The organism is Berryella intestinalis, assembly GCF_000814825.1.
Taxonomy (GTDB): Bacteria; Actinomycetota; Coriobacteriia; order Coriobacteriales; family Eggerthellaceae; genus Berryella; species Berryella intestinalis.
On record NZ_CP009302.1, the window covers coordinates 722,000 to 745,400 of the forward strand.

The 23,401-nt window shown below is 66.4% G+C and carries 23 protein-coding genes; 21 read left to right on the forward strand and 2 right to left on the reverse strand.

Going from position 1 to position 23,401, the window contains the following annotated elements; genetic code table 11:
* Positions 1 to 139 precede the first annotated feature (139 nt).
* The 18 genes from JI75_RS03180 (at position 140) to JI75_RS03260 (ending at position 17,550) form a co-directional block, all read left to right on the forward strand.
* Positions 140 to 610, forward strand: a complete 471-nt coding sequence (locus JI75_RS03180) for an ATP synthase subunit B family protein (protein WP_039688712.1) — start codon at positions 140 to 142, stop codon at positions 608 to 610.
* On the forward strand, positions 610 to 1,161 hold the full coding sequence (locus JI75_RS03185; protein WP_039688714.1) for a YceD family protein: 552 nt from the start codon (positions 610 to 612) through the stop codon (positions 1,159 to 1,161). Before JI75_RS03180 ends, JI75_RS03185 begins: the two co-directional genes overlap by 1 nt.
* A 193-nt stretch (positions 1,162 to 1,354) precedes the next feature.
* On the forward strand, positions 1,355 to 1,534 hold the full coding sequence (gene rpmF, locus JI75_RS03190; protein ID WP_039688715.1) for a 50S ribosomal protein L32: 180 nt from the start codon (positions 1,355 to 1,357) through the stop codon (positions 1,532 to 1,534).
* Between the two features lie 78 nt (positions 1,535 to 1,612).
* A complete protein-coding gene (gene plsX, locus JI75_RS03195; protein ID WP_039688717.1) occupies positions 1,613 to 2,602 on the forward strand; it encodes a phosphate acyltransferase PlsX in 990 nt (329 codons plus the stop codon).
* Between the two features lie 162 nt (positions 2,603 to 2,764).
* A complete protein-coding gene (gene rnc, locus JI75_RS03200; protein WP_052241549.1) occupies positions 2,765 to 3,655 on the forward strand; it encodes a ribonuclease III in 891 nt (296 codons plus the stop codon).
* Between the two features lie 3 nt (positions 3,656 to 3,658).
* Complete coding sequence (smc, locus tag JI75_RS03205; protein WP_039688719.1) at positions 3,659 to 7,204, forward strand: chromosome segregation protein SMC; 3,546 nt, start codon at positions 3,659 to 3,661, stop codon at positions 7,202 to 7,204.
* An 8-nt stretch (positions 7,205 to 7,212) separates the two neighbouring features.
* Complete coding sequence (gene ftsY, locus JI75_RS03210; protein ID WP_039688720.1) at positions 7,213 to 8,136, forward strand: signal recognition particle-docking protein FtsY; 924 nt, start codon at positions 7,213 to 7,215, stop codon at positions 8,134 to 8,136.
* Between the two features lie 54 nt (positions 8,137 to 8,190).
* The gene (ffh, locus tag JI75_RS03215; RefSeq protein ID WP_039688721.1) at positions 8,191 to 9,633 is read left to right on the forward strand and encodes a signal recognition particle protein; all 1,443 of its coding nucleotides are present in this window, start codon (positions 8,191 to 8,193) and stop codon (positions 9,631 to 9,633) included.
* A gap of 178 nt (positions 9,634 to 9,811) precedes the next feature.
* Positions 9,812 to 10,054, forward strand: a complete 243-nt coding sequence (rpsP, locus tag JI75_RS03220; RefSeq protein ID WP_039688722.1) for a 30S ribosomal protein S16 — start codon at positions 9,812 to 9,814, stop codon at positions 10,052 to 10,054.
* A 5-nt stretch (positions 10,055 to 10,059) separates the two neighbouring features.
* Positions 10,060 to 10,314 carry a KH domain-containing protein gene (locus tag JI75_RS03225; protein WP_039688723.1) on the forward strand — a complete coding sequence of 85 codons (255 nt, stop codon included), beginning with the start codon at positions 10,060 to 10,062 and terminating at the stop codon, positions 10,312 to 10,314.
* The gene (locus tag JI75_RS03230) at positions 10,315 to 10,836 is read left to right on the forward strand and encodes a ribosome maturation factor RimM (protein ID WP_039688724.1); all 522 of its coding nucleotides are present in this window, start codon (positions 10,315 to 10,317) and stop codon (positions 10,834 to 10,836) included. It abuts the gene before it with no gap.
* 10 nt (positions 10,837 to 10,846) lie between these two features.
* On the forward strand, positions 10,847 to 11,647 hold the full coding sequence (gene trmD / locus JI75_RS03235) for a tRNA (guanosine(37)-N1)-methyltransferase TrmD (protein ID WP_039688725.1): 801 nt from the start codon (positions 10,847 to 10,849) through the stop codon (positions 11,645 to 11,647).
* 77 nt (positions 11,648 to 11,724) lie between these two features.
* Entirely contained in the window at positions 11,725 to 12,294 is a 570-nt protein-coding gene (lepB, locus tag JI75_RS03240) for a signal peptidase I (protein ID WP_039688726.1), read from the forward strand.
* A 37-nt stretch (positions 12,295 to 12,331) separates the two neighbouring features.
* Positions 12,332 to 13,288: a glycine--tRNA ligase subunit alpha gene (locus tag JI75_RS03245; protein WP_039688727.1), complete on the forward strand. Its 957-nt coding sequence runs from the start codon at positions 12,332 to 12,334 to the stop codon at positions 13,286 to 13,288.
* Positions 13,281 to 15,371 carry a glycine--tRNA ligase subunit beta gene (gene glyS, locus JI75_RS03250; RefSeq protein ID WP_039688728.1) on the forward strand — a complete coding sequence of 697 codons (2,091 nt, stop codon included), beginning with the start codon at positions 13,281 to 13,283 and terminating at the stop codon, positions 15,369 to 15,371. The genes JI75_RS03245 and glyS overlap by 8 nt, the downstream gene beginning before the upstream one ends.
* Positions 15,372 to 15,389: 18 nt before the next feature.
* Positions 15,390 to 15,668, forward strand: a complete 279-nt coding sequence (locus JI75_RS09390) for a kinase/pyrophosphorylase (RefSeq protein WP_277141099.1) — start codon at positions 15,390 to 15,392, stop codon at positions 15,666 to 15,668.
* Position 15,669: 1 nt separating this feature from the next.
* Positions 15,670 to 16,278, forward strand: a complete 609-nt coding sequence (locus JI75_RS03255) for a pyruvate, water dikinase regulatory protein (protein WP_277141249.1) — start codon at positions 15,670 to 15,672, stop codon at positions 16,276 to 16,278.
* Positions 16,279 to 16,371: 93 nt separating this feature from the next.
* Positions 16,372 to 17,550: an aminoacetone oxidase family FAD-binding enzyme gene (locus tag JI75_RS03260; RefSeq protein WP_039688729.1), complete on the forward strand. Its 1,179-nt coding sequence runs from the start codon at positions 16,372 to 16,374 to the stop codon at positions 17,548 to 17,550.
* A gap of 46 nt (positions 17,551 to 17,596) precedes the next feature.
* Here JI75_RS03260 and JI75_RS03265 read toward each other — a convergent pair whose 3' ends face one another.
* On the reverse strand, positions 17,597 to 18,862 hold the full coding sequence (locus tag JI75_RS03265) for a sensor histidine kinase (protein WP_039688731.1): 1,266 nt from the start codon (positions 18,860 to 18,862) through the stop codon (positions 17,597 to 17,599).
* A complete protein-coding gene (locus JI75_RS03270) occupies positions 18,855 to 19,538 on the reverse strand; it encodes a response regulator transcription factor (protein ID WP_039688733.1) in 684 nt (227 codons plus the stop codon). The genes JI75_RS03265 and JI75_RS03270 overlap by 8 nt, the downstream gene beginning before the upstream one ends.
* A 308-nt stretch (positions 19,539 to 19,846) precedes the next feature.
* Here JI75_RS03270 and JI75_RS03275 point away from each other — a divergent pair, with 308 nt between their 5' ends.
* Genes JI75_RS03275 through JI75_RS03285 form a run of 3 tightly spaced genes read left to right on the forward strand, consistent with a single transcriptional unit; the run spans position 19,847 to position 23,233 of the window.
* Positions 19,847 to 20,671 (forward strand): polyphosphate polymerase domain-containing protein, encoded by an 825-nt coding sequence (locus JI75_RS03275; protein WP_052241550.1) that lies wholly within the window; start codon positions 19,847 to 19,849, stop codon positions 20,669 to 20,671.
* Positions 20,664 to 21,356, forward strand: coding sequence for a DUF4956 domain-containing protein (locus JI75_RS03280; RefSeq protein ID WP_039688735.1), 693 nt, complete (start codon positions 20,664 to 20,666; stop codon positions 21,354 to 21,356). The genes JI75_RS03275 and JI75_RS03280 overlap by 8 nt, the downstream gene beginning before the upstream one ends.
* Complete coding sequence (locus JI75_RS03285) at positions 21,356 to 23,233, forward strand: carbohydrate-binding domain-containing protein (protein ID WP_082019731.1); 1,878 nt, start codon at positions 21,356 to 21,358, stop codon at positions 23,231 to 23,233. The genes JI75_RS03280 and JI75_RS03285 overlap by 1 nt, the downstream gene beginning before the upstream one ends.
* Positions 23,234 to 23,401: the final 168 nt, after the last annotated feature.

Genomic DNA, 23,401 nt, shown 5'->3' on the forward strand with positions numbered 1-23,401 from the left:
GCCGTGAAGAGCGGCTATAATATAAATGCTTTGTGATGTGGTCTGGGGCTGCGGGCAAACCTGTTAAAATTCAGACGATTACGCGCGTTGGGCGCTTATTTATCAGGAACATAAACGCAGCAGGCTTGGAAGGACGATTATGGACGAAACAGGAGTATTGGGACTGCTCGAGGAGCTGTCCATCCTCCTCGAGGATTCGAAGCCCGTTTTCGGCAAGAACAACATGCGCCAGATCGACATCTCGGCTGCATTCGAGATCATGGACGAGATCCGCGACACGTTCCCCAGCGAGTTCTCCCAGGCCCGCCAGATCGTTCGCGAGCGCCAGGGCCTGCTCGACGACGCCGAGGCCGAGGCCGCGCGCATGATCGAAGACGCGCGCAGCCAGGCTATGACCATCGCCAGCGAGCAGGAGATCGTGCGCATCTCGCAGCAGCAGAGCGACCAGATCGTCGCCGACGCCCGCGAGCTCGAACGCCAGACGCGCGCCGGTGCGGAAGACTACGCCGACGAGGTGTTCGGCCATGTCGAGCAGAGCCTCGACTCGCTGCTGAACAACGTGCGCCGCTGCCGCGATCGGCTGAACGCCACCACCCAGTCTTCGCGTTAATGGCCAGATTCGCAACCATCAAGATCCCTGCCGAGCTCTTCGCACCTGCGGAGAGCTCTCGCTATGAGGGTCTGTTCGACCTGGGAACGCTGCATGCCGGAAGCGACGAGTACCGCTTTTCGGATCCGGTTGCCTGGGAGGTCGACGTCACCAACACCGGCGAGGCGCTCCTTGTTTCGGGGCGGGCGAGCGGGTGCGCCGTCGTGGATTGCGCGCGCTGCCTCGACGAGGTGGAGTTCGACCTGGAAGGCGAGATCGAGGGGTATTTCCTCATCGGCTCCGAACAAGACGGCGTCGAGGGTCTCGACGACGACGAGTTCGACGTGCTTCCCGCCAACCACGAGATCGACCTGGTTCCGCTCATCGAAGCCGCTTTGCTGGTGGAGGTTCCCTTCGTGCCGCTGTGCCGGGACGACTGCGCGGGGCTGTGCCCGAACTGCGGCGCGAACCTCAACGAGGGCGACTGCGGTTGCGGCGGGGACGCCGCCGTGCGCGAGTTCGATGAGGCCGCGAACCCGTTTTCGGTCCTCAAGCGGATCGATCTGGGATAGGCCGCTTCGGTTTCGATCCGCTCCAAGCGCTGCCCATCTCCCTTGGATCGCAGGCTGCGCGAAGATGGAGGGTCGTTGAAATTTCAAACGGCCTTGCGGCGCACGGGTTGTTTTGCTAACATATCACGTCGCATGTTTATGTAGATTTGAGCTGCGGTTCAAGGCAGCGGCTCGACGAAGGAGATAGAGAGACATGGCAGTACCTAAACAACGCATGGGCCGTATCCGCACCCGTACCCGTCGCGCCACCCATGACCGCATCGATGCGCCTTCGCGCTCCGTCTGCCCGCAGTGCGGCGAGGTCAAACTGCCTCATCGCGTCTGCCCCAACTGCGGTTTCTATAAGAACCGCGAGGTTGTCGAGACCGACTAGGCTCGGTTTCGGACGATCGTAGAATAGAACCTCCCGCGGCATGCCGGTCGGGAGGTTTTTGTTTGAAGGGAGAGCCCCATGCAGGAAAAGGTAACGATAGCGGTCGATGCTCTGGGTGGCGATCACGCCCCCTCGGTGGTGCTCGACGGCGTTGCCGAGGCGCTTGCGGCCGACGAGAACCTCAACATCGTGCTGTGCGGTCCCGCGCAGACCGTGGAACCCTTCGCGGCCCGGCACGCCCGCTGCGTGGCGCAGGCGACCACCGAGTTCATCGATATGGCCGAGCATCCGGCCAACGCGGTTCGCAAGAAGAAGGACTCCTCCATCGTCGTGGGATGCCGCCTGGTGAAGGAGGGCGCCGCCCAGGGGTTCTTCTCCGCTGGGTCGACCGGGGCCTGCCTGGCGGCCGCCACGCTGGTCATGGGCCGCATCAAAGGGGTGGCCCGCCCTGCTCTGGCCACCGTGGTGCCCTCGCCCCTCAAACCCACGGTGCTGTGCGACGTCGGGGCCAACGCCGACTGCAAGCCCGAATACCTCGTGCAGTTCGCCCGCATGGCAAGCGTGTACGCCGAGAAGGTCCTGGGCGTGGACGATCCGAGCGTGGGGCTTTTGAACATCGGGGAAGAGGAAACCAAGGGGTCGCAGTTCGCGCAGCAGGCCCACGAGCTTCTGAAGGAGAAGGAGCCCCGCTTCAAGGGCAACGCCGAGGGCCGCGATGTGCTGGCGGGGACGTTCGACGTGATCGTCACGGACGGGTTCACCGGCAACGTCGCCCTCAAAACGCTCGAGGGGACGGCCAAGGTGCTGTTCGGGCAGCTCAAACAGGTCCTTACGGCATCCCCCACGGCGAAGCTGGGGGCGTTGGCCATCAAGGGCGGGCTGAGCGACCTCAAGAACAGGGTCGACGCCGACGCGTACGGCGGCGCCCCGCTTCTGGGCGTCAAGGGCGCCTGCATCGTCGGGCACGGTTCGTCCAACGCGCGCGCCGTGCGCAACGGCATCCTCACCACCGCGTTGGTGGTGCGCGCCGACGTTTCTGGTTTAATCGAGCAAACCGCGCTGCGGTAACGCGCATCGGCGCTGCTTGGCGTACAATAAGGAAAACGGATTCCGAAAGCCCTGGAAACGGGGCTTTCGCGTACGTGTATGCGAACAGGTCGGGTGCGTGGCCCTTGCAGGTGCGCGCCCGCTTCGATGGGAGCGCCCGCAAGGGCGCGGCAACGGGGATGTATGAACCTTACTGAAGAGCAGCGGGGCAAGCTTGCGCTTGCCGAGAAGATCGTGCAGCATCGATTCGAAAACGAGGACCTGCTGCTGTCGGCCATCACGCACCCGTCGGCAACCGAGGGCCGTTCGGTCAAGTACTCCTACGAGCGTCTCGAGTTTTTGGGCGACTCCATCCTGGGCTCCATCGTCGCCTCGACGGCGTTTCACCGCTTCCACGACCTCGACGAGGGGGGTCTGACCCGCATCAAGGTGGCGCTGGTGTCCGGCACGAGCCTTTCGGAGGTGGCGGCCGGGCTGGGGTTCGCCGATGCGATCGTGTTCGGGTCCTCGGAGACCGGCACGGGCAAGCGCGGGCTGCACTCCGCCTTGGAAAACGTGTTCGAGGCCGTGGTGGCGGCCCTGTACCTCGACGGCGGCATGGACGCCGCAAACGAGTTCGTCCAGCGCACCCTCATCCCGCGCATGTCGATCGACATGGCCCGCGAGCCCGAGAACCCCAAGAGCGCCCTTCAGGAAAAGCTCCAGGAAGGCGGCATCACGCCCACGTACAAGCTGGTCGAAACCCAGGGACCGCCGCACGACCGCACCTTCGTCGCCCAGGTGTTCGCCGGGACCCAGGGCCTGGCGCGCGGAACGGGCCGCACGAAGAAGGAGGCCGAGAGCCAGGCGGCGAAAAGCACCCTCGCCCGTCTGGGCGAGTTCTTCGGTTTCGGCTTGGACGAGGAGGAAAAGGCCAAGAAAGACGTGGCCAACGCCCAGGCCAAGGCCGAGCGCACGGTGGCCGACGCCTTCGCCAAAGCGGACAAGATCACCGCGAACGCGGAAGCCCGCGCGCGCAAGGCGGCCGAGCGGGCCGCTGCTCGCAAGGGCAGGAAGCTCCACAAGGCGGATTAGCGCATGCACCTGAAATCGCTCGTCCTCAAAGGGTTCAAGTCGTTCGCCGACCGCAGCGCCCTCTCCCTCGAACCGGGGATCACCGCCGTGGTCGGCCCCAACGGTTCGGGCAAGTCGAACATCTCCGACGCGGTGCTGTGGGTTCTGGGCGAGCGCAACGCCCGCCACCTGCGCGGGCAGGCTATGGAAGATGTCATCTTCTCGGGCTCCACGGCGCGCAAGCCCGTGTCGGTGGCCGAGGTCGAGCTGGTGCTGGACAACTCCGACGGGACGCTTCCCATCGATTACTCCGAAGTGTCGATCATGCGCCGCCTGTACCGCAGCGGCGAGTCGGAGTACCTGGTGAACGGGTCGGTGGCGCGCCGCATGGACGTGCTGGACATCCTGCACGACACCGGGTTGGGGACGGGGACGCACTCCATCATCTCGCAGGGAAGCCTCGACTCGATCCTCCAGTCGCGCCCCGAGGACCGTCGCGCGCTCATCGAGGAGGCGGCGGGCATCCTCAAGCACAAGCAGCGCAAGGAGAAAAGCGCCCGCAAGCTCGAGCAGATGGACAACCACCTGGCCCGCGTGCGCGATGTTCATGCGGAGATCGCGAAGCAGCTGGCTCCCCTGGAACGCAAGGCGAAGCGCGCCCGCGAGCATGCCGAGGCGTCGGCCCGCCTTTCCGAGGTGAGGCTGGCGTTGGCAGTGGACGACCTGCGGTCGCTTCAGGGTCGTTGGGACGAGATCGTTGCGCAGGAAGGCCGGATCGCGTCGGACATCGACGACCGCCGCGCGCTGGTTGCCCGGTGCGAGCAGGCCGTGATAGACCTCCAGCAGCTTATCCAGCGCGAAACCGCGGGCGCCGGCGAGATCGCCCGGTCCCAGCGCCGCGCCTCGTCGGCGGCCGAGCGCCTCGACTCGGCCGAGATGCTGTTGCGCGAAAAGCGCCGCGCCGCCCAAAGCTACGAGGCGGACGTGCGCATCTCGCTTTCGTCCGCCGCGTCCAAGAGGCGGGAGGCCCGCTTCGAACTCGATCGGTCGCGTGCGGCCCTCGAAGAGGTCGAGGCCCTGTTCGCCGCCGCTTCGGCCAAGGTCGATGAGCTTTCCTCCCAGCGCGACGAGGCGGTCGCGCGCCGGCGCGCGGTCGAGCGCGAGCTCGACGGGCTGCAGGTGACCGTACGCAAAGACGAGCGGGAGCGGGAAGAGATACGCCACCGCCGCGCATCCGTGGGCGACACCCTTTCGAACGAGCTCGCCCGCGAGCAGGTCATCGATGCGCGCCGCACCGAGATAGACGCCGATATCGCCGCGGCCCGAAGCGACTTCGAGCAGAAGCGAGCGCGGCTCGAGTCGCTGCGCGCGTCTTTCGACGGGCTCATCGAAGGGGAGCGGGCTGCCCAGGTCGAGCTTTCCTCGGCGCTGGAGAGGCGCGACGCCGCGCGCGCGGCGGCCCATGCGGCCCAAGACGCCGTCCGTGCGGCCGAAAACGAGATCGCGGCCCTCGAGCAGCTCCAACGAGCGGGGCGCGCCGACGATCCGGCCCTCTCGTGGCTGGTGGACGGCACGGACCGCTTCAAGGGCGTGCTCGCGCCGCTGTCCAAGGCGGTCGGCGCGCCGCAGGGTCTGGAGTCCTTGGTCGAAAGCCTTCTGGGCGAGGACCTCGCCGGCCTCGTCGCGCCCGACTCCGCCCGCGTGCGCGAGGCGGTCGAGGCGCTGCTGGAGGAAGGCCGTGCGGGAAACGTGAGCCTGGTCGCGCGCACGGCGAGCGCCCCGGCTCGCTGCGAGGCCCCGCGGGGTCGCCCTTTGGTGGAGCTCCTTTCGTACAGCGAAGACGCCGCAGGCGCGGTGGAGTCGCTTCTGGGGGACGTGATCGTCGTCGATACGGCCCGCGAGGCGCTCGAGGCGCAGCGCGGCGCCGGCGGCGCGCCCGTCCGGTTCGCCTCCCGGGACGGCGTTGTGGCGTGGCCCTCGGGGAAGGTACGCGTGTACGGGGCGGCCCGCAAGGAGGCAGACGGCGTTTTGGCCCGCGAACGCCGCCTCGACCAGCTGTCCGCGCGGCTCTCCGAGACCGTCGAAGCGAAGGGGGCCCGCGACGGGGAGGCGCTTGCGGCCGAAGGCGCCTGCCGCACGGCCCAGGAGAGGAGCCTCGAGCTCAGCCAGCAGCTGGCCCGTTGCCGCGGCGAGGTCGATTCCGCGGCCGCCGAGGCCGATCGGGCCGAGAAGAAGCTGGCTGCCTTCGTCCGCGAACGGGACGAGATCACCGGCCAGCTGGAGCGGGCCCGCCAGAAGGTAGGGGATCTGCGCCCGGCCGTCGAGAAGATGGACGCGCGCCTGTGCGAGATCGAAGGCGGCCTGGTTGCTGCGCGAGCCCGCGTCGAGGAGCTGGAAGAGGGGATCGTCCCGCTTCGCCGCGAGGCGGGGCGCCTGAACGAGGAGTTCGCAAACGCCAAGCTCTCGCTGGCGACGCTTACCGAGAGGCGCACGTACGCCCGCCGCGTCGTCGAGGCGCGCGGGCGCGACATCGCCCTGATCGACGAGCAGGCCGAGTCCTCCGTCGAGGTCCTGGCGGTCAAGCGCGCCGCCCAGAAGCGCTGCGAGCCCCTGCTCGAGGCCATGGGCTGCCTGGGGGCTTCTCTGCGGCGCCGCGTGCGCGCCCTCGAGGAGGCGCTGGCAAGCTCTGAGCAGGCATCGTCGGGCTTCACCGAAAGCGCGGCGCGGGCCCGCGGCGAGGCGCAGGCGGCGCGGGAGGGCTTCGATGAGGCCAACGCCCGCATGACGCAGGTACGCGTCGACAAGGGCCGCCTGGAGGTTCAGATCGAGGCGGCCGTCACGGCGATCACGCGCGATTGCGCGACGTCGATCGAGACGGCCCAGGGCCTTCCCGAGCTCGAGGACCGCGCTGCGTTCGAAGACGAGATGTTCAGGCTCGAGCGGCGCATCAAGAACATGGGCTCGGTCAACCCCGACGCCGCCGCGGAATTCGAGCAGCTGAAGAAGCGCACGGATTTCCTCGAGGCCCAGCTGGCGGACATGGAGGCGGCGCGCACGTCGCTCGATTCGATCGTGCGCATCATCGAGAAGCGCATGAAAGACGATTTCGTCCGCACGTTCGACGAAGTGAACAGCGGTTTCTCGGAGATATTCTCCGTCTTGTTCCCGGGGGGCCAGGCGCGCCTCGAGCTGGTGGACCCGTCGGATGTCGACGGCACGGGCATCGAGGTCGTCGCGCAGCCCCGCGGCAAGCGCATCACCAAGATGATGCTGATGTCGGGCGGCGAGAAATCGCTCACGGCGCTCGCGCTGCTGTTCGCGGTCTACCGCATTCGCTCGACTCCGTTCTATATACTGGACGAGGTCGAGGCTGCGCTCGACGATTCGAACCTGCGCCGCCTGGCCGCCTACGTCGATTCGCTGCGCAACGAGACGCAACTGATCATGATCACGCACCAGAGGCGCACGATGGAGATGGCCGACGTGCTGTTCGGCGTCTCGATGCAAGGCGACGGCGTTACGCGCGTCATCAGCCAGAAGCTCGAACACGCGCTCAAGCACGCAGAATAGGGGATCACATGGGTTTGTTCGGACGGTTCACCGAAGGGTTGCAGCGCTCGAGGGAGCGCTTCAAAGAGCAGATGAACGTTCTGCTCGACCGGGGCCCCGACCTCGACGACGAGTTCTGGGACGGCCTCGAGGAGGCGCTGATACTCGCCGACATCGGCGGGGCGCTCGCTTCCGAGCTGGTCTTGGATCTGCGCGACACCGCGACGAGGCGGGCGCTTCCCGACGCCTACGCGGTGCTCGACCTTCTGAAAGAGCGCATAGCCGACTCGTTTTCCGAACCCCGCCCCGAGGTGTTCGACGAGGGCCGCTCCGTGGTGCTGTTCGTCGGCATCAACGGGGCGGGCAAAACCACCACCTGCGGCAAGATCGCCAAACAGGCGCGCGATTCGGGCCGCTCGGTGGTGCTGGGCAGCGCCGACACGTTCCGTGCCGCCGCCATCGAGCAGCTGGAGGTGTGGGCGAAGCGGGCCGGGGTGGAGATATGCGCGCGCGAGCGCGGGGCCGACCCGGCCAGCGTGTGCTACGACACCATCGAGCGCGCCGAGGCCCTCGACGCCGATTTGGTCCTCATCGACACCGCAGGACGCCTCCATACCTCGGCCGACCTTATGCGCGAGTTGGGCAAGGTGGTGGGCGTCGTGCGCAAGCGCGCCGACGCTCCCGTGCACACGGTCCTCGTGATCGACGCCACTACCGGCCAAAACGGGCTGAACCAGGCGCGCGAGTTCCACTCCGCGCTCGATCTGGACGGCGTCGTCGTCACCAAGCTCGACGGCACCGCGAAAGGCGGCATCGCGCTCGCTGTGTCGCACAGCCTGGGCCTACCCGTGCTGAAGCTCGGGGTGGGCGAGGGCCTGGACGATCTGAAGCCCTTCGACGCGCGCGAGTACGCCGACGCGCTCATCGGGAGCTTCGACGCGCGCAGCGCCTAGGCCCGCCGCGTCCGCTATACTTGCGTTTCCCTTAAAGTTTCTCGAGGAGCTGATATGTTCGAAAGCCTGAGCGACCGCCTCCAAGGCGTGTTCGCCAACCTGCGCGGCAAGGGCCGCCTCACCGAGTCCGACATCAACGAGGCCATGCGCGAGATCCGCATGGCGCTGCTCGAAGCCGACGTCAACTTCAAAGTGGTGAAGGACTTCACGGCCAACGCCACGGCGAAGTGCATGGAAAGCGACATCCTCGATTCGCTCACGCCGGCCCAAAACGTCATCAAGGTCGTGATGGACGAGCTGACGCGCATCCTGGGCGGAACCGATGCGACGCTCGAGCTGTCACCCAACCGCATACCCAACGTCATCATGCTCGTGGGCCTTCAGGGCTCGGGCAAGACCACGGCGGCGGCGAAGCTCGCCTACCTGCTGAAGCAGCAGAACCACAAGCCCCAGCTCGTGGCATGCGACGTGTACCGTCCCGCGGCCGCCGACCAGCTGGAGACCCTGGGTGGGGAGATCGGGGTCGCGGTGTTTCGCGGCGACGGAGCCGATCCGGTCGCCATCGCCAAGGCGGGCGTGCGCGAGGCGGTGGACAACCTGCGCGACGTCGTGATCATCGACACGGCGGGCCGCCTGCACGTCGACGAGGCCATGATGACCGAGGCGGAAAACATCCGTTCGGCGGTCGAGCCCGACGAGATCCTCATGGTGGTCGACGCCATGACCGGCCAAGACGTGGTCAACGTCGCCAAGGCGTTCGCCGAGCGGGTCGATTTCGACGGCGTGATCATGTCCAAGATGGACGGCGACGCCCGCGGCGGCGGCGCGCTGTCGGTGCGCGAGGCTACGGGAAAGCCCATCAAGTTCGTCTCGTCGGGCGAGAAGCCCGATTCGCTGGAGGCCTTCCATCCCGACCGCATGGCCCGGCGCATCCTGGGCATGGGCGACGTCCTAAGCCTTATCGAAAGCGCCGTGAAGGTCCAGAAGGAAGAGGAGGAGGCCGAGGTCGCCGAACGGCTGGCCCGGGCGGACCTGAACCTGAACGACTTCATCGACATGAACCGCCAGATCCGCAAGATGGGCGGCATCTCGCGCCTTATCGGCGCGCTGCCCGGCGGCGACAAGGCGCTTGCCCAAGGCCAGGTCGATGAAAGGGCGCTCGACAGCATGGAGGTCATCATCAACTCGATGACCAAGGCCGAGCGCGAGAAGCCCGACCTCATCAACGGCCAGCGCCGCGCCCGCATCGCCGCCGGCGCCGGGGTGACCGTCACCGACGTGAACCAGCTGATGAAGCGTTACGGCGAGGCGCGCAAGATGGTGAAGAAGATGATGCCCGCCATCACCGAGCAACCCGCGCGCGGCAAGAAGGGCAAGAAGGGGAAGAAGGGCAAGAAGCAGCGCCGCCCGTTGCTTCCCGGCATGCCGGGCGGCGGTTTCGGCGGCATGAACATGTCGGATCTGAAGAAGATCCAGGATCTGATGAAGGGGGAGTAACCCTTCGGCGTGGCGGTCCTATGAAGGAGCCCCCGCATATGCCCCGCTTGTAGAGATTGCGCAAGGATGCCCTTGTCAAAAACGGTATTGAACCGTATCATGTACAGTCGCTGTTTGCAGACTCCGGTGTCAGCCTCAAAGTCTGCGCCGAAGTTGATAGGATAAAAGGAGTTCTTTAATGGCAGTCAAAATTCGCCTTGCCCGTCACGGCGCGAAGAAGCGTCCGTACTACCGCGTCGTCGTCGCCGATTCCCGCTCGCCGCGCGATGGTCGCTTCATCGAGGAGATCGGCCGTTACAACCCCTGCGCCGAACCCACCATGGTGTCGTTCAACGACGAGCGCCTGAAGTACTGGCTCGAGTGCGGCGCCCAGCCCACCGACACCGTCGCCCGCCTCATCAAGGGCCGCGAGAGCGAATAACGGTCATGGCCGATCAGCCCACTGAAATCGCCAGCCTGGTCGAGTGCATCGTCGCTCCCCTCATCGACCACAAAGACGACCTGCAGATCTCTTCGAGCGTTTCTCCCGAAGGGGTCGTGTTGGTCGAAGTGAAGGTCAACGAGGAGGATGCGGGCAAGATCATCGGCCGCCAGGGCCGCGTGATCAAGTCGATCCGCACGCTTGCCCGCGCCGCTGCGTCGCGCACCAACACGCACGTGGAAGTCGAGATCATCGAGTAGATGCGCGCGTGGACCGATGTCGCCGTGTTGGCGAAGACCAGAAACCTCGCCGGAGGGTTCGTCGTGAAGAGCACGGCGGGCCTTCCTTTTTTGTTGCAGGTCGGCATGGAGGTGGCGTTCGTGCCGCCCGTTACCGACGTTCCCCGGCGCGCCCGCGTATCGCAGATCACGGGCGCGACCGATACGACGGCTCAGGTGCTGTTCGAGGGGATCGAAGAGATGTCTCAGGCGAAGGCCCTGGTCGGCTGCCATTGCCTCGTTCGGTCCGAATCGCTGGACCTCGCGTCGCCTGCCGTCGGCGCCCTGTCGTGGGTGGGTGCGCGCGTGGTTGACGAGCGCTTCGGTTTGCTGGGCGAGGTGTCCGATATCCTCGAGAACCCCGGGCAGATGCTGCTCGAGGTCGTCTCCGCCGATCGCAAGAACCCCCTCCTCATCCCGCTTGTGGACGAGTTCGTGATGTCGGCGGATCCGGACGGCTCCCGCATCGTCGTGTCTATCCCCGAAGGGCTGCTGAACCTGTAAGGACCCTGCCGTGATCATAGAAACCCTTTCCACGTTTCCCGCCATGTACGAGTCGGTCATGGGCTCGTCTATGATGAAGCGCGCCCAGGAAAAGGGGATCTTGGAGTTCGCTGCGTACGACCTGCGCGATTGGACGCACGACCGCCATCGCACGACCGACGACGATCCGTACGGCGGCGGGGCGGGGCTCGTCATGAAGTGCGAGCCCATCTTCGAGGCCTACGACGCGATCTGCGGGCGGGGCCCCTCCGTTTCGCCCACGGGCTCAGAGCAGCCCCTCACCGGCCCGCGTCCCCGCTTCTGCGACGCGGCGCTCCCCAAAACCGTGTTCCTCACCCCGTGCGGGCGCCGCTTCGACGATGCGCTTGCCACCGAGCTTTCCCGCGAGGGGCGCCTTCTGTTCGTGTGCGGGCACTACGAGGGAATCGACCAGCGCGCGTACCGGCTGGCCGACTACGAGATCTCGCTGGGCGACTACGTGCTCACCAGCGGCGAGCTTGCATCCATGGTGGTCATCGACGCGGTGGTGCGCAAGCTCGACGGGGTTCTGGGCGCGGAGAACGGGGCCGCCGACGAGAGCTTCGTGGACGGCTTGCTGGAACCCCCCCAGTACACGCGCCCCGCGGTCTTTCGGGGGGAAGCGGTGCCCGAGGTGCTGCTGTCGGGAAACCACGCCCTCATCGATTCGTGGCGCCGCGAGCAGAGCCTCATCCGCACCGCGCGGCTGCGCCCCGATCTTCTCGACGGCGCCGACCTGAGCGCCTGCGAAAGGGAATTTGTCGAGAGATGCGGCATCGCAGACGAAGGATAACCTGATCGCGGTATCATGGTTCGATAAACCGTTTCGGCGCTTCGGCGCCCTGCTCTCATAGAAAGGTGCGGTTGCCGATGGATCTCGGGCAACATGCCGAGCCCCGCTCTTCGGGCATGGTTCGATCGATAGTGCGCAACGTGGCGACCGTCGTCTTCGTGTTCGTGCTGGCTTGGGCGCTGCGGACCTTCGTGTTCCAGCCCTACAAGATCCCCTCCGGCTCGATGGAAGACACCATCATGACGGGTGATTTCCTGGTGTCCGAGAAGGTCTCGTACTACTTCCGCGACCCCCAGCAAGGCGATATCGTCACGTTCTACGACCCCGCTTTCTCGGGCGACGTGCGCACGCTGATCAAGCGCGTCGTCGCTACCGAGGGCCAGACGGTCGATCTGGTCGACGGCGTCGTCTACGTGGACGGCAAGCCCCTGTCCGAGCCCTATACCGATGCCAAGCCCAGCTACCCGCTCGAGAACTCCAGCATCTCGTTTCCCTACACGGTGCCGGAAGGCTCGCTGTGGGTGATGGGGGACAACCGCACGAACTCGCAGGATTCCCGCTGGTTCGGCGCGGTGAGCAAGGAGCGCGTCACCGGGCGCGCCGTCGTTATCTTCTGGCCGATTCCCGACATCAGGTCGCTCGCCTAATCCGTCGTTCGGCTCGTATCAGCAGAGAAGGAGAGATATGCCCACCGATCCCGAGGTTTCAAAGCCGCAATCCGATTCCGCACCGACGTTCCAGGACATCATCATGAACCTGCAGCGCTACTGGTCGTCGTGCGGGTGCGTCATCTTGCAGCCCTACGACAACGAGGTGGGCGCGGGAACCAACGCCCCGGCCACGACGCTGCGCTCGCTGGGTCCCGACACGTGGCGGACGGCCTACGTGCAGGGATGCCGCCGTCCCACCGACGGGCGCTACGGCGAGAACCCGAACCGCACGCAGCACTACTTCCAGTTCCAGGTGCTCATGAAGCCCTCTCCCGACAACATCCAGGATCTGTACCTGGGGTCGCTGCGCGCCATCGGGATCGACACCGACGCGCACGATGTGCGCTTCGTCGAGGACGACTGGGAAAGCCCCACGCTGGGCGCCTGGGGCCTGGGTTGGGAAGTGTGGATCGACGGCATGGAGGTCACCCAGTTCACCTATTTCCAGCAGGTGGGCGGGTTCGAGTGCAGCCCCGTTCCCGTCGAGATCGCCTACGGCCTCGAGCGCCTCACCATGTACATCCAGGGCGTCGACAGCATGTTCGACATCGTGTGGGCGCGCGGCGACGACGGCGTGACCTTCACGTACGGCGACGTGTACCTGGAAAACGAGCGCCAGTACTCGCGCTACAACTTCGAGGTCGCCGACACCGAGTTCCTGTTCAACGAATTCAACGATCGCGAGGCCGAGTGCCTGCGCACGCTCGAGGCGGGCCTGCCCCTCCCCGCGTACGACAGCGTCCTGAAGTGCTGCCACGCCTTCAACCTGCTGGATGCGCGCGGAGTCATCTCCGCAACCGAGCGCATGGCCTACATCCTGCGCGTGCGGACCATCGCCAAGGCCGTGTGCGCCAGCTATATGAAGCACGTGTGCGGCGTCGAGGTCGAAGACGACGCCGCCGATTCGAGGGAGAAGGCCGGAAATGAGTAACCTGAAAACGCTCGCGTTCGAAATCGGCACCGAGGAGATCCCGGCATTCGACCTGCATGCAGCGACCGACCAGCTGGGCAAGCTGATGAAGCAGCTGCTCGATGCGGCCAAGGTGCCCCACGGCGCCATCGAGGTCTACTCGACCCCCCGCCGCTTGACCGCCATCGTCTTCGACGTGGCCAGCCAGACCGAAGCGGTGGACGAGGAGTACCGCGGCCCCGCCGCCCGCATTGGCATCGATTCCGAGGGCAACTACACCAAGGCGGCGCTGGGATTCGCCCGCGGCAAGGGGGTGGGTGCCGACGATCTGGAGGTGCGCTCCGAGAACGGGGTCGACTACCTGTACGCGACCAAGCATATCGAGGCGGCTTCCACCAAGGGGCTCATCGGGGACATCCTGGCTTCGGTGTTCGAGAAGCTGTCCTGGCCCAAGTCGTGCCGATGGGCGCGCCGCACCGAGTCGTTCTCGCGCCCGGTCCGCTGGATCGTCGCCCTTCTGGGCGACGAGGTGGTGCCCGTGAGCTTCGCGGGCGTCGACGCGGGCCGTTTCACCTGGGGGCATCGCGTCTTGTCGCCCGGCGCCCACAAGGTGGAGGATGCCGACAGCCTCATCGACACCGTGCGTTCCCTGAAGATCGTGGTCAGCGAGGCCGAGCGCGAGGCCGTTATCCGTGCCGGCGTGGCCCGCATCGAGCGCGAAACCGGATACACCGCCGAGCTTCCCGCGAAAACCCTGCTCGAAGTGGTGAACCTGTCCGAGGCCCCTTCCGTTTTATGCGGGACCTTCGACGAGGGCTTCCTGCGCGTGCCCGAAGAGATCATCGTGGACGCGATGCTCATGCATCAGCGCTACTTCCCGCTGTACGACGGCGAGGGAAGACTCACGAACCGGTTCATCGTGGTGTCTAACGGCGATCCCGCGCATTCCGACGTGGTGGTCGACGGCAACGAGCGCGTGGTGCGCGCCCGCCTGGACGACGCCAAGTTCTTCTACGAGGAAGACCTGAAAAAGCCGCTCGAATCCTATGTTGCGGGCCTCGAGGCCGTGGTGTTCCAAGAGCAGCTGGGAAGCACCCACGCCAAGGCGCTGCGCATCGAATCGCTCGCGGGCGACCTGGCTCGCGCGGCCGGTCTGGGCGCCGACGAGGTGCGTGACTGCCGGCGCGCCGGGCTTCTGTGCAAGGCGGATCTGGTCACGAACGCGGTCGTCGAGTTCACCAGCGTCCAGGGCGTCATGGGGGGCTACTACGCCGAAGCGTCCGGGGAAGGCTCTGTCGTCGCCGGGGCCATCAGGGATCATTACCGCCCGCGTTTCTCGGGCGACGCGCTGCCCGAAACGGCGGTGGGCAAGATCGTCGCAGCTGCCGACAAACTCGATACCATCTGCGGCCTGTTCTCGGTGGGGCAGGGTCCCACCGGGTCGTCCGATCCGTTCGCGCTGCGCCGCAGCGCCATCGGCATACTGGCCATCATGGAGTCCGGTATCCAGTTCTCGCTGGTGGAAGCCGTGGAGCGCGCGCTATCCGCCTTCTCGGCCGACGGCGTGTCCTTCGACGCCGCTTCCGTGCGCGACGAGGTGGTCGAGTTCTTCGTGACCCGCGCCCGCGTGATGCTGCGCGACGAGGGCTGCGCCGCCGATACGATCGAGGCCGTTTTGGCAGCCGGGGTCGAAGAGCCCCGCATCCTCGCGAGCCGCGCCCGCGCCCTCGAGGCCGCCCGCAGCGAGCAGGGAGAGGCGTTCGCCGACCTCGCCACGGCCTACGCCCGTGCGAACAACCTGCGCGACCCCGAGGCGGGTACCGAGGTGGACGACGGGCTCCTTTCCGAGGAAGAGCGGGCCGTCATCGACGCGGTGTCCGTCGCCGACGCCGAGGTGGCCTCGGCCCTTGAGCGCCACGATTACGCCGCGGCCCTCGCCCAGCTCTCGTCTCTGAGGGCGCCCATCGACGACTTCTTCGAGAAGACGCGCATCATGGACGACGACCTTTCCCTGCGCGCGAACCACCTCGCGGTGCTCAACCGCTTCGTGTCGGTGTTCGCCCATGTCGCCGACTTCGGCAAGATGGCGAAGTCGGGAAAGTAGCTTTCGAAAGGGGGGCGTATGCCCGAAACGGAGACGAGCGGAGCAGGCGTTGCGTTCCCGACGATATACGTGGTCAGCGACTCGGTCGGCTTAACCGGCCAGTCCATCGCGCGCGCGGCGGCGGTCCAGTTCGGCGTCGAAGCCCCCCATGTCGAGGTGCTCTCGAAGGTCCGCTCGTTCGAGCAGATCCGGTCTTTCCTGGAAGAGCACGTGTCCCAGGGGGTCGAGCGGTCGGGAGACGGGAGACGCCCGCCTGCTGCTGTTCTACACGCTGGTCACGAACGAGCTGGCCGATAAGCTGTGCGCGTACGTGGCCGATCACCCCAACATCGTCGCCGTGGACATCATGACCCCGGCGCTCAAGGCGATCGCTTCGATGACGGGGCTCGCGCCCTCCCAGCTGCCGGGGAAGCTGCACGTGGCGAACCAGCAGTACTTCAGCCGCATCGAGGCGGTCGAGTTCACCATCGCCCATGATGACGGACGCAACCCCCACGAGCTTTGCAAGGCCGACATCGTGCTTCTGGGGGTTTCGCGCTCATCTAAGACGCCGCTTTCGATCTATTTGTCTCAACAGGGGTTCAAGGTGGCGAACGTCCCGCTCGACATGCACACCGAGCCGCCGAAGGAGATCTACGACGTCGATCCGACGCGCCTGTTCGGCCTGATGACCACGCCCGACGTGCTGGTCGACATCCGCAAGCGCCGCCTGGGCAACGCCTGCAGCGTGGCCGGCAGCTACGCCGATCCCGAGTACGTGTACGACGATCTCGAGCGCGCACGGGCCCTCATGCGCCGCCTGGGCTGCATCGTCATCCACACCGAGCGGCGCGCCGTCGAGGAGACCGCCCAGGAGATCCTCGCCCATTTCGCACGCAACCACCCCGACGTGCTGGGATACCGCTAAAGCCCTTTCGCTTTCGCGGGCGTCGCGGGTCTGCCCGCCGCGTGCGGATTCGGGTCGGGCGGGTACCGTATCGGACAGTGAGGAGGGAACCTGTTGAGGTTGGCGGTAATCGGCGGCGGCGCTGCGGGGTTCTTCCTGGCGGTCAACGCGGCGCAATCCGCGCCCGGCCTCGAGGTCGTCGTGTTCGAACAGCGCGCCCGCGTGCTGTCGAAGCTGGAGGCTTCGGGCGGGGGCCGCTGCAACTGCACCAACACGTTTGCCGACGTGAAGGACCTCAAGACGGTTTACCCGCGCGGGGCGGGCCTGATCAAGCGCCAGTTCAAGCGGTTCGGCCCCCGGGATGCCTTCGCCTGGTTCGAGAGCCGCGGCGTCCCCCTCGCGATCGCCGACGACCATCGGGTGTTTCCCCGCGCGCAGGACAGCCGCGCGATCTCGGGCTGTCTGAAGGCCGAAGCCGATAGGCTCGGGGTGCGCGTTCGGACGGGATGCCGGATCGATCGGCCCGAAGCGCTTCTCCGCGACAGGGGAGGGGACTTCGATTTCGTTGCCGTTACGATCGGGGGAACCCCCGGCGGCCAGGGGTGCGTTCCGAGCCTTTTCGCGTTCAAGCTTGCGGGGGGCGCACACGTCGGCCTCGCCGGCGTGTCGGCGCCCGAAGTCGTCGCGTCCGTTTCGGGAACGAAGCTTTCGGCGCGCGGCGCGCTCCTCGTCACGCACGACGGTTTCAGCGGGCCCGCCATCCTGAAGCTTTCCAGCTACGCCGCTCGGGAGCTGGCGGGCTGTGCATACCGGTTCGACCTGAAGGTGAACTGGGCGGGCGGGCGCAACTACGACGAGGTGTCGGGTTCGCTGAGGGACCTCGCGCGCACCCATGCGAGAAAGGCCGTGCTGAACGTCGCTCCCTTCGGCTTATCGGGCCGCCTGTGGTCGCACGTGGTCCTGTGCGCCGCAGGGCGCGGGGAGGCGCCGATCGGCGGCAAGCGGTGCGCCGACCTGTCGAAGCGGGACTTCGCCCGGCTCACCGAGGCTCTGACGGGCGACATGTACGCGGTGTCCGGCCGCGCAAGCCACAAAGACGAGTTCGTCACGTGCGGAGGGGTGCCGCTGGATGCCATCGACAAAGCGACGATGGAGTCCAAGCAGACGCCCGGTCTGTTCTATGCCGGCGAAGTTCTCGATATCGACGGGATCACCGGGGGGTTCAACTTTCAGGCCGCGTGGACGACCGCCTACGCGGCGGCTGCGGCCATCGCGCAGCGCGCGGGTTCGTAGGCCTGCGGGGCGCTTCTCGCCCGGACCCGCTTTTCGCGGGGCTTTCTCACGCAAGCGGGAGGGTGAGCGTGAACGTCGTCCCGCCTTCGCGCGAGCTGGAGGCCGACAGCGTGCCCCCGTGCGCTTCCGCGGTTTCCTTCGCGATGGAAAGCCCCAGGCCGTATCCGGTCGCATCCCCGCTGCGCGCCTTGTCGGTTCGGTAGAACCGGTCGAAGATGTGCTCGAGGTCGTCCCGCTCGATATACGATCCGGAGTTGTTGACCGACAGGACGGCCCTGCCGTTTTCGCTGGAAAGCCCGATGCGGACGCGCCCGCCCGCCTCGACGTACTTGCAGGCGTTCTCGATGAGCGTCGCGATCGATTTCCCCAGGCGCTGGGCGTCGGCTTTGACGACGACTCCCTCTTCGGTATCCGCATCCAGCGCGCATCCCCGCTCGAACGCGATCGATTCGAACTGGAGCGCTTCCCGGTCGATGAGGTCGCTGAGGTCCACGTCTGAAAGCTCGATGGAGGCCTGCGCCTCGATCTCGGCCAAAGACAGCATCTCTTCGGTAAGGCCCTGCATCCGCTCCGCTTCGATCTGGGTGCTTTCGATCCACTTGCTTTGCTGGGCGACCGTGCTCTCGGGGTGCTTCAGCAGGATGGCGCTGTTGGCGAGGATGATGGTGAGCGGCGTCTTCAGCTCGTGGGACGCGTCGGCCACGAACTGCTTCTGCGCCCGCCAAGCCTCCTGCACGGGCCTGAGGGCCCAGTTGGCGAGCTTGATGCTTACCAGCAGGAAGACGGCCAGCGCCGCGATCCCGGCAACGGACAGCTGCAGCGCGATCCGCTGCCACCCTTGCACGGTCGAGGAGTCGACCAGAGAAAGGTAGGTGATCCCGTTGACGGTTTCCTTGGCGTACCTCAAACCGAGGTCGGGCAGATCTCCGATACCGTAGTCGAGCGCGGTGGCCCGTGCGGAGAACGCCGCGAGCGTGTCGGCCGAGAGGGATGCCGATGCGGTGGCCTCGTCCGAGACGACGGAGCCGTCGTCTGTGATCTTGAACACGGCTGCGGGTGCGAAGAAGCGCCCCGTGCGCATGCCCCCTCCGATTTCGGGGGGATTGGAGGACTGGACCCCTCCCGCCGCGTTCGCCGCGCTGCGGGCCTCGAACGCCGCCGATCGGTCTATGGACTCTCGCAGGGCCTGGTTAGAGGCCTCGACTTCGTTTCGGTACTCGCTGTAGCAGATCCCCGCGAACACCGTCGCGAGGACCACGGCGACGATCGCCATGATGATCGTTACGAACTTCCTCTTCAGCTGGTTAAGCATCGGGCTGGCCTTCGCACAGGCGGTAGCCCGTCTTCCTGATCGTCTCTATCTGGAGGGTCGACCCCAAAAAGCGCATCTTCTTGCGCAGAAACGAGATGTAGGCTTCGACGTTGTTGTCCACCGCCGTCGACTCGACTCCCCAGACCTTCGCGATGAGGGTCTCCTTCGAGATGACCTGGCGCGGGTTCGACATGAACAGCTGGGCGATGGAGAACTCTTTGTAGCTGAGGTTGATGGTCTTGCCGCCGCAGCTCAGATCATGGCTTTCCAGATTGAGCGCAAGGTCTCCGAACTCCACGTTCTCGAAGATCACCTGTCCTTGGCGCCGCGTGAGGGCGCGCAGGTGGGCGAGCAGCTCGGCGGGGGAGAACGGCTTGGTCATGTAATCGTCGGCCCCGCTGTCGTAGCCCTCGATCTTGTCCCCGATGGCCCCGCGGGCCGTCAGCATCAGCAAAGGCGTGGAGACGTTGGCGCGCCGCAGCTCGCTTACCACGGCGTAGCCGTCCTTTTTGGGCAGCATGAGATCGCAGATGATGACGTCGTAGGTGCCGCAGAGCGCGTAGTCGAGGCCGGATTGCCCGTCGTACACGGCGTCGGTTCGCCAGCCGTTCTCTTCGAGGATGCGCACGAGGGCATCCGAAAGGCGGCGGTCGTCTTCGATGATGAGCGTTTGCATGCGATTCCTTTCAACCGCGGCGCATCTTCACGGGATGCGCCCCCATTGTCCCCCAAATGGCTGAAACCAGTCTGAAAATGCGCGGAGAAAACCGTTTCGAGCGCTTCGGTGGCGCCTTCGCGCGAGCCCGCCGCTTCGGCGCCGCCCTCGCCGATGCCCTTTCAGAGGGTTTTCAGCTTCCCCGTCTATTCTTCCCATCGTCGCCAGCGAAGGCCCCGGGACGGAGGCGCGGCGCAGGAGCGGGATCGGACCCGCGCCTCGCCGAGACCCCGACCCGTCCGGGCCGGTTCATGAGGAAAGGAGAGACGATGACGGGATTCATCGAGACGTTCGAGCGCAAAGAGATCAAGTACCGCCTTTCTCCCGAGCAGCTTATCGCGGTCGAAGGCGCGCTTGCGGGCAGACTCGCCCTCGACGGGTTCGGCGCCGCGCGCATCGAGAGCGTCTACTACGACACCCCCGCCTGGGAAGTGATAGGGCGGTCCATGGAAAAGCTCCTGTACAAAGAGAAGCTGCGCGTGAGGACCTACGGGCCCTACGAGCAGGCCGACGAGGCGTTCGTCGAGCTGAAGAAGAAGCTGAAGGGCGTGGTGTACAAGCGGCGCGTGCGCATGTCCAGGCGCGCGGCGGAGGCCTTTCTGGCCGGTGCGGGGTTCGAGCGGGCCTGCGGGCTGTACCCGCGATCCGCCGGCGCCGACGAGCTGCGCGACACCGACGTCCAGATCGCCCGCGAGATCGAGGGCATGATGGGGCGCTGGGGAAACCTGAGGCCCGCCCTGGTGACCACGTGCGTGCGCCGGGCTTTCGCGCCGACGACGCGGGAGGATGCCGAATGCGGGCTTCGGCTGACCTTCGACGGGCAGATCGGGTACCGCAACCTGCAGGCCTCCCCGTACGAGGCGCGCACGAGGCCCCGATCGGCGCGCGGTTTGCTGCTGTACCCGGGCGAGGCGCTGCTGGAGGTCAAGTGCCAGGGCCCGCTTCCGCGCTGGCTGCTCGAGCTGTTCGACGCCGAGCGCATCTACCCCTCGTCGTTTTCCAAATACGGAAGCGCCTACGAGGGCATCCGGTCCGCCCAACCGTTCAACCCCCCGGCGATCCTGCCTGCGTATGAAAGGATGAAAAGTGCTTGATTCGTTGTTCTCCTCCGTGATCGTCGCCAGTGATTCGGCGGTTACGGTCGACCCCCTCGGGTTCGCCGCATGCACGGCGGCCTCGGTGGCGCTCGGCCTGGCGATCGCCGCCGTGTACCGGTTCCGCCACGACTACTCCAAGAACTTCGTCGTCACCCTCGCCCTGCTTCCGGTGATCGTCCAGATGGTGATCCTGCTGGTCAACGGGAACCTCGGGGTGGGCGTCGCGGTGATGGGCGTGTTCAGCCTGGTGAGGTTCCGCTCGATCGCCGGGACGGCCAAGGATATCGGCAGCGTGTTCCTGGCGATGGGCGTCGGGCTCGCCACCGGCATGGGCTACATCGGCATCGCGGTCATGCTCACCGCGGTGGTGGGCGCGCTCAACATCGTCTACGTCGCGACGCCCTTCTCGGAGAGCCCTCCCCGATCGAAGACCCTGTCCATCACCGTGCCCGAGGATCTGCAGTTCGAGGGCGTGTTCGAGGGCGTTATCGAGCGGTATGCCACGAAGGTCCAGCTGGTGTCGGTGCGCACGACCAACATGGGCAGCCTCTACCAGCTTGAATACTCGATCCTGATGGACGAGGGCGCAAGCTTCAAGCAGCTGCTCGACGAGATTCGCTGCCACAACGGAAACCTGAAAGTATCGTTGGGGATGACCCCCGCCAACCGAGAGGTGCTGTAATGAATACTCCGAACAACCCTTCTAGATTCAACGTCGTCGCCCGGGCCCTCAGGGGCGCGGGAAGGAAGGCCGCAGGCGTCGCGCTCGCCGGTTGCATGGTTGCGTCGCTTGCCGCCTGCACGAGCGCATCGGCGGGCGCCGCTTCGTCGGCCGCATCGGGCTTCGCTTCGACCGCAGCCGCATCGACTGCGGTCGACTCGACGGGATACGATCTTTCCTACTCGGATCGCGACCTCGATGCGAGCTACGACGCCTCCACGGCGACCTCCATCGAGCTTTCCGGCACCACCGCCTCTGTTTCGGGCAGCGGCGCCGTGGCGCAGGGGTCCACGGTCACCATCACCGAAGCGGGCGTCTACGTGGTGTCCGGTTCGCTGTCCGACGGGCAGATCGTGGTGAGCGCCGCCGACTCCGACAAGGTCCAGATCGTTTTGAGCGGCGCGTCGATCACGTCGTCGTCGGGGCCGGCCCTCTACGTCGAAAGCGCCGACAAGGTGTTCGTCACGCTTGCGGCCGGCACTCAGAACACGCTGGCGGATTCGTCGTCTGCGGTCACCGACAGCGAAGGCGACGCCCTCGACGCGGCGCTGTACAGCACGGCCGACCTCACGTTGCAGGGAACCGGGTCGCTTTCGGTGACGGGCTCGTGCAACGACGGCATCAAGTCGAAAGACGACCTGGTGATCACCGGGGGAACGTACACCGTGAGCGCGGTGGGCGACGCTTTGGTCGGCAAGGATTGCGTCAAGGTCAAGGACGGCTCCTTCGCGCTGACGGCGGGCGAGGACGGCATCGCGTCGTCGAACGAAGACGACGCCGACCGCGGGTTCGTCAGCATCGACGGAGGCTCCTTCTCGATCGATGCCGCCGACGACGGCGTGCAGGCCGCGCACTACATCCGCGTGGCGGGCGGTTCGCTGAACGTGAAGTCGGGCGACGACGCGCTGCACAGCGATCTCGACCTCGAGGTGACGGGCGGATCCGTCGGCATCGAGGCGGGCGACGACGGCGTGCATGCCGAGTACGGCCTGTCGGTGTCGGGCGGCACGGTCGACGTGAAGTCGAGCGTCGAGGGCCTCGAGGGGCAGTCGATATCCGTGAGCGGCGGGGAGGTGTCGATCGTCTCGAGCGACGACGGCATGAACGCGGCGACGGCGGATGCGACGGCTTCCTCCCAGAGCGCTTCGGCATCGTCTGCCGCATCGCCTTCTGGCACGGCGAGCGCGGCCGCCTCCCAGGCGGCGGGCGCGTCCGCGACGACCGCCGCGATGCCGGCCCAGTCGCAGCAGCCCGCGACGGGTGCCCCGCAGGGCGGCGGCATGCCCGGAGGCGGCGGGGGCGGCATGGAGACCGACGAGAACTGCTCGATATCCATTTCGGGCGGGAGCGTGACCGTCTTTTCGCACGGCGACGGCCTGGACAGCAACGGAACCCTGTCCGTGACCGGGGGGACGGTGCTCGTCAGCGGGCCTTCCTTGTCGGATAATTCGGCCGTCGACTCGGGGATTTCGGCGACCATCGACGGCGGCACGGTCATCGCCGTGGGAAGCGTGGGCATGGACGGGGGATTCTCGTCGGGAACCCAGGCCTTCGCGACGTCGAGCGTGAGCGGGTCGGCCGGCCAGGAGATCGTCCTGTACGGATCGGACGGATCGGAGGTCGCCCGGTTCACCCCGGCGTCCGACTACCAGACCATCACGGTTTCCGCCCCCGGGTACGCCGAGGGAGACAGCGTGAGCGTGTCGGTGGGGTCCCAGACGCTTGCGCTGAGCGCATCGACGTCGGCGACGTCCTCGGCGGGGGCGGGCCGCATGGGAGGCGGCATGCAGATGATGCAAGGGCGCACCGGGGCCTTCCAGTCCGCAGCGAGCGTTTAACGGGCGGGCGGCGCATCGGAACCGGTGCGCCGCCGCCGCATGTGCGAGCCGTGTTTTTCCTTGAGAGATGCCCGCCGTTTACCGTTTGGGCACCCGAATCGAAGGCGGCTTTGTTACCGCTGCGTTAACATGTTGTCGTTCGTGGGCATTGGCCCAAGACGCGTAAGA

Excerpts from the sequence above, each read along its gene's own strand:
- JI75_RS03180 (WP_039688712.1), top strand. The coding sequence starts at position 140 with ATGGACGAAACAGGAGTATTGGGACTGCTCGAGGAGCTGTCCATCCTC.
- JI75_RS03185 (WP_039688714.1), top strand. The coding sequence starts at position 610 with ATGGCCAGATTCGCAACCATCAAGATCCCTGCCGAGCTCTTCGCACCT.
- rpmF (WP_039688715.1), top strand. The coding sequence starts at position 1,355 with ATGGCAGTACCTAAACAACGCATGGGCCGTATCCGCACCCGTACCCGT.
- plsX (WP_039688717.1), top strand. The coding sequence starts at position 1,613 with ATGCAGGAAAAGGTAACGATAGCGGTCGATGCTCTGGGTGGCGATCAC.
- rnc (WP_052241549.1), top strand. The coding sequence starts at position 2,765 with ATGAACCTTACTGAAGAGCAGCGGGGCAAGCTTGCGCTTGCCGAGAAG.
- smc (WP_039688719.1), top strand. The coding sequence starts at position 3,659 with ATGCACCTGAAATCGCTCGTCCTCAAAGGGTTCAAGTCGTTCGCCGAC.
- ftsY (WP_039688720.1), top strand. The coding sequence starts at position 7,213 with ATGGGTTTGTTCGGACGGTTCACCGAAGGGTTGCAGCGCTCGAGGGAG.
- ffh (WP_039688721.1), top strand. The coding sequence starts at position 8,191 with ATGTTCGAAAGCCTGAGCGACCGCCTCCAAGGCGTGTTCGCCAACCTG.
- rpsP (WP_039688722.1), top strand. The coding sequence starts at position 9,812 with ATGGCAGTCAAAATTCGCCTTGCCCGTCACGGCGCGAAGAAGCGTCCG.
- JI75_RS03225 (WP_039688723.1), top strand. The coding sequence starts at position 10,060 with ATGGCCGATCAGCCCACTGAAATCGCCAGCCTGGTCGAGTGCATCGTC.
- JI75_RS03230 (WP_039688724.1), top strand. The coding sequence starts at position 10,315 with ATGCGCGCGTGGACCGATGTCGCCGTGTTGGCGAAGACCAGAAACCTC.
- lepB (WP_039688726.1), top strand. The coding sequence starts at position 11,725 with ATGGATCTCGGGCAACATGCCGAGCCCCGCTCTTCGGGCATGGTTCGA.
- JI75_RS03245 (WP_039688727.1), top strand. The coding sequence starts at position 12,332 with ATGCCCACCGATCCCGAGGTTTCAAAGCCGCAATCCGATTCCGCACCG.
- glyS (WP_039688728.1), top strand. The coding sequence starts at position 13,281 with ATGAGTAACCTGAAAACGCTCGCGTTCGAAATCGGCACCGAGGAGATC.
- JI75_RS09390 (WP_277141099.1), top strand. The coding sequence starts at position 15,390 with ATGCCCGAAACGGAGACGAGCGGAGCAGGCGTTGCGTTCCCGACGATA.
- JI75_RS03265 (WP_039688731.1), bottom strand. The coding sequence starts at position 18,862 with ATGCTTAACCAGCTGAAGAGGAAGTTCGTAACGATCATCATGGCGATC.
- JI75_RS03270 (WP_039688733.1), bottom strand. The coding sequence starts at position 19,538 with ATGCAAACGCTCATCATCGAAGACGACCGCCGCCTTTCGGATGCCCTC.
- JI75_RS03275 (WP_052241550.1), top strand. The coding sequence starts at position 19,847 with ATGACGGGATTCATCGAGACGTTCGAGCGCAAAGAGATCAAGTACCGC.
- JI75_RS03285 (WP_082019731.1), top strand. The coding sequence starts at position 21,356 with ATGAATACTCCGAACAACCCTTCTAGATTCAACGTCGTCGCCCGGGCC.